This is a genomic window from Flavobacterium sp. (assembly GCF_044368625.1).
Lineage (GTDB): Bacteria > Bacteroidota > Bacteroidia > Flavobacteriales > Flavobacteriaceae > Flavobacterium.
In genome coordinates, this window is the sequence record NZ_JBIPPD010000245.1 from 1 (window position 1) to 4,377 (window position 4,377).

At 37.4% G+C, this 4,377-nt stretch carries 5 protein-coding genes and 1 pseudogene; 5 read left to right on the forward strand and 1 reads right to left on the reverse strand.

Annotated elements, in window-relative coordinates; all coding sequences use genetic code 11:
• The first annotated feature begins 74 nt into the window (after positions 1 to 74).
• The 4 genes and pseudogenes from pfkA (at position 75) to ACIQ2X_RS14140 (ending at position 3,628) form a co-directional block, all read left to right on the forward strand.
• Positions 75 to 1,061, forward strand: a complete 987-nt coding sequence (gene pfkA, locus ACIQ2X_RS14125) for a 6-phosphofructokinase (RefSeq protein ID WP_396179584.1) — start codon at positions 75 to 77, stop codon at positions 1,059 to 1,061.
• Positions 1,062 to 1,116: 55 nt separating this feature from the next.
• Positions 1,117 to 2,121 carry a type I glyceraldehyde-3-phosphate dehydrogenase gene (gene gap, locus ACIQ2X_RS14130; protein WP_396179585.1) on the forward strand — a complete coding sequence of 335 codons (1,005 nt, stop codon included), beginning with the start codon at positions 1,117 to 1,119 and terminating at the stop codon, positions 2,119 to 2,121.
• A 286-nt stretch (positions 2,122 to 2,407) separates the two neighbouring features.
• Entirely contained in the window at positions 2,408 to 3,259 is an 852-nt protein-coding gene (locus ACIQ2X_RS14135) for an N-acetylglucosamine kinase (protein ID WP_396179586.1), read from the forward strand.
• 2 nt (positions 3,260 to 3,261) lie between these two features.
• A pseudogene (locus ACIQ2X_RS14140) lies at positions 3,262 to 3,628 on the forward strand (methylglyoxal synthase).
• A gap of 169 nt (positions 3,629 to 3,797) precedes the next feature.
• On the opposite strand, the gene ACIQ2X_RS14145 reads toward ACIQ2X_RS14140, so the two are convergent.
• Positions 3,798 to 4,151, reverse strand: a complete 354-nt coding sequence (locus tag ACIQ2X_RS14145) for a hypothetical protein (RefSeq protein WP_396179587.1) — start codon at positions 4,149 to 4,151, stop codon at positions 3,798 to 3,800.
• 114 nt (positions 4,152 to 4,265) lie between these two features.
• Between ACIQ2X_RS14145 and ACIQ2X_RS14150 the strand changes: the two genes are divergently transcribed.
• On the forward strand, positions 4,266 to 4,377 hold a 112-nt coding region (locus ACIQ2X_RS14150; RefSeq protein ID WP_396179588.1), incomplete at its 3' end, for a helix-turn-helix domain-containing protein.

The following is a 4,377-nucleotide window of genomic DNA, read 5'->3' on the forward strand; positions in this document are numbered from 1 at the left end:
GTTTATTAAATTATTATTTTAGTACACTTTTAATGATTAATCTTGGTTAAATTAGCAATTAAATTACACATTGAATGTCAAAAACGATTAAAAAAATAGGAGTACTAACCTCCGGTGGTGATTCCCCAGGAATGAACGCTGCAATCCGTTCTGTAGTTCGTACGTGTGCGTATCACGGGATTGAATGCGTTGGGATTTACCGAGGTTATCAAGGAATGATTGAAGGCGATTTTAAAGAAATGGGACCCCGAAGTGTCAATAACATTATCAATAAAGGAGGAACTATTTTAAAATCTGCACGTTCAAAAGAATTCATGACTGCCGAAGGTCGAAAACAAGCACACACTCACTTGGTAAAAGCAGGGGTAGATGCCTTAGTTGTTATTGGTGGTGACGGAAGTTTCACGGGTGCTGAAGTTTTTAACCACGAGTTTAATTTTCCTGTTATGGGAATTCCCGGAACAATTGATAATGATATTTACGGTACAAGTCATACTTTGGGTTACGACACGGCTTTGAACACCGTGGTAGAATGTATTGACAAAATTCGGGATACTGCCAGTTCACACAACCGTTTATTTTTTGTAGAAGTAATGGGACGTGATGCAGGTCATATTGCTTTAAATGGCGGTATTGGAGCGGGTGCCGAAGAAATTTTGATTCCTGAAGAAGATTTAGGTTTAGATCGTTTATTGGAATCGTTACAAAAAAGTAAAGCTTCAGGAAAATCATCCAGCATCGTGGTGGTTGCCGAAGGCGATAAAATGGGCAAAAATGTCTTTGAGTTAAAAGATTACATCGAATCGCATTTACCCGAATACGACATCCGCGTTTCGGTCCTTGGACACATGCAGCGGGGTGGAGCTCCTTCATGTTTCGACCGCGTTTTAGCCAGTAGATTGGGAGTGAAAGCCGTGGAATCCTTATTAGAAGGAAAATCAAATTACATGGTTGGAATTCTTAAAGATGAAGTCGCACTTACGCCTTTGGAACAAGCAATTAAAGGCCATTATCCCATCGATACCGAACTACTTCGCGTATCCGAAATTATGTCTACATAACAAATAAATTATAACACTTTTAAAGTTATCAACTTTAATAAAATCAAACAGTAATATGTCAAAAGTAAAATTAGGAATAAACGGTTTTGGACGAATTGGTCGAATTGTATTTAGAGAAACATTCAACAGAGATAACGTTGAAGTAGTAGCGATCAATGATTTGCTTGATGTAGATCATTTGGCTTATTTGCTTAAATACGATTCGGTACACGGTCGGTTTAACGGAACTGTGGAAGTAAAAGAGGGAAAACTATATGTAAACGATAAATTAATCCGCGTTTCTGCCGAAAGAAATCCAGCCGATTTGAAATGGGACGAAGTAGGAGCGGAAGTTGTAGCCGATTGTACTGGAATTTTTACCACGCTCGAAAGCGCTCAAGCTCACATTGTGGGTGGTGCAAAAAAAGTGGTCATTTCAGCACCCTCTGCCGATGCTCCAATGTTTGTAATGGGTGTCAACCACGATAAAGCTACCGCAAACGATACCATTGTTTCCAACGCGTCGTGTACCACCAACTGTTTGGCGCCACTGGCAAAAGTATTGAATGATAATTTCGGAATCGTAGAAGGTTTGATGACAACCATTCACGCCACCACTGCGACACAACTCACCGTCGATGGCCCTTCCAAAAAAGATTTCCGAGGTGGTCGTGCAGCGCTTTTAAACATCATTCCCGCTTCTACAGGTGCAGCAAAAGCAGTAGGAAAAGTAATTCCAGAACTAAACGGAAAACTTACAGGAATGTCGATGCGAGTGCCAACTGCCGATGTCTCTGTAGTGGATTTAACCGTAAAATTGGCCAAAGAAACGACTTACGAAGAAATCATGGCGGTTTTGAAAAAAACATCGGAAACAACGATGAAAGGGGTGTTAGGATTTACAGAAGACGACGTAGTTTCGCAAGATTTTATTTCAGATTCTCGCACCTCTATCATTGATGCAAAAGCAGGAATCGGATTGAATGCTACATTTTTCAAAATTGTTTCTTGGTACGATAACGAGTACGGATATTCAAGCAAATTGATTGATTTATCGGTTCACATTGCGGGTTTAAAATAATATGTTGAGCAAAATCCCATTGATGCATTTCAGTGGGATTTTTGTTTTTTGGAGCTATTTCCCGCTATCCGTTACAATCTTTTTTTTCCAAAAAGAAAAAAAAAGGATTTTCACTACTATCGGGGCTAGGGGTTTTCGGAATTTCTGAACACTACATTTTCAACGAAAACCGGGTTTCTAAAAAAAACATCCATTAAAATGTGCTATATTTATCGGATTAACGGCATTTGTAACACAATTTAGCAGATTCATAAAATCAATTTTAATAACTTTTTTTGTAAAATAAATGAAATTACTAGTAGACAGTGGTTCCACTAAAGCCGATTGGATTGCCATTGACGATTCCGGCAAAGTATTATTTACCACTCAAACATTAGGTTTAAATCCTGAGGTTTTGGAAAAAGAACAAATCATAGAACGCTTGGACGATCGATTTGATATATTACACAATAAAAACAGCGTCACGCATCTTTATTTTTACGGTGCTGGTTGTGGTACCGATCGAATGAAAAACTTTCTCGCTAAAGTGTTCGAAGAATATTTTGCAAAAGCCTATATTTCTGTTCAAGAAGATACCTATGCGGCGGTTTATGCTACTACACCCAAACACGAAAAAGCCATTGTTGCTATTTTAGGTACTGGATCCAATTGCAGTTACTTTGACGGTAACGTCTTACACCAAAAAGTACAATCCTTGGGATATATAGCAATGGATGATTGCAGCGGCAATCGATTTGGACGCACCTTAATTCGAAGTTATTATTTCAATAAAATGCCTGCCGATTTGGCACAACTCTTTAGTAAAGAGTACAACTTGGATGCTGATTTTATCAAACACAATTTATACAAAGAAGCCAACCCAAATGCTTATTTGGCCACTTTTGCCAAGTTTTTGATACAAAATAAGGAACACGAGTTTTGCCAAAAGATAATCAAAACTGCGATGCAAACTTTTGTAGATAATTACATCACACAATACGAAAACTGCCATGAAGTACCGATTCATTTTATTGGATCGATTGCTTTTTATTTAAAAGAAGAATTAAAAGTGGTTTTGGATCAAAATAATTTGAAACTAGGCAATGTTTTGCGTCGTCCGATTGATGGATTGATTCAATATCACGTTTTAAACAAATAATTATGGAAATCGCAATTATCGCACACGACAGGATGAAAGCAGATATGGTTCAGTTTTTAAACAAAAATAAAAGCCTACTTTCTCAACCTAGAATTACAATTATTACAACTGGCACCCACCGGTGGTAAAGCCGAAAGTGCGGGTTTTAAAGTAAAAAAAATGCTGTCCGGTCCGATGGGAGGAGACGCCCAGATTGCCGCTCGAGTAGCAGAGGGAAAAACAAAGATGGTTTTATTTTTTAAAGACCCTAATTCGAGCCATGCACACGAAGTAGACATCAATATGCTCATTCGTGTGTGTGATGTACATAATATTCCACTTGCCACGAATGAAGCCACTGCACAACTGCTGATTAATTCGCTTAAATAAAACTTCCGCTTTACGATGGTTTTTAAATAGCAAACCCTTCAAAGGGTATTAAACACTTGGAAAGTTAAGAAATGATTGACCTTTTCACATCCACTAAATCGAAGACTTTTTCGAAAAGTATATTTAAAAAAAATCCCATAAAATATGTTTTTTATGGGATTTTTAAATTTTACTTGGGATTTTTAGGAGTTTGCTTTTTACGCTCACTTTTTCGGGTTCCGCCCGCCATTTCGTATTGTGAGCTGTCCTTTCCGAATTTAAACCCTACTCCGTTTAACACCCGCTCATTCCATTCTTTTAGCACGCTTTCTTGCGTTATACAATCATTGTATAAATCATCAATAGTGCTTAAAGCGGTATTGTACGCATCTAAGTTTTTTTTAAACTTTGTTATTTCTGTTTCGTATTTTGCTGCGGTAACTTCATTGCCCAAATCTAGTGAAACATCAATACTTTTGATAGATGCCAAGCGTGTAACCGCTTTCTCGTAATTGCGAACTTTAACCAATTTTCTTCTTCCCATAATTTTTCTGTTTTAAATGATTTGTAAGTTCAAGTTATAAGTGCAACAGATAAATTAAAAACACTTGGAGTTTTCCTCCAAGTGTTTAAGGTCAAAAGGCTAAATTTGTCTTTCATGAAAAAATATAAACAATTAACCGTTGAGCAAAGATACCAAATCGAAGCTCTAATACAAGCTGGTTTTAATCAAACAAAGATTGCCAATCAGTTAGGAGTTCATCGTAGTA

What these genes read in the sequence shown, in the direction of transcription:
- pfkA (WP_396179584.1), top strand. Translation starts at nt 75, where the DNA reads ATGTCAAAAACGATTAAAAAAATAGGAGTACTAACCTCCGGTGGTGAT.
- gap (WP_396179585.1), top strand. Translation starts at nt 1,117, where the DNA reads ATGTCAAAAGTAAAATTAGGAATAAACGGTTTTGGACGAATTGGTCGA.
- ACIQ2X_RS14135 (WP_396179586.1), top strand. Translation starts at nt 2,408, where the DNA reads ATGAAATTACTAGTAGACAGTGGTTCCACTAAAGCCGATTGGATTGCC.
- ACIQ2X_RS14145 (WP_396179587.1), bottom strand. Translation starts at nt 4,151, where the DNA reads ATGGGAAGAAGAAAATTGGTTAAAGTTCGCAATTACGAGAAAGCGGTT.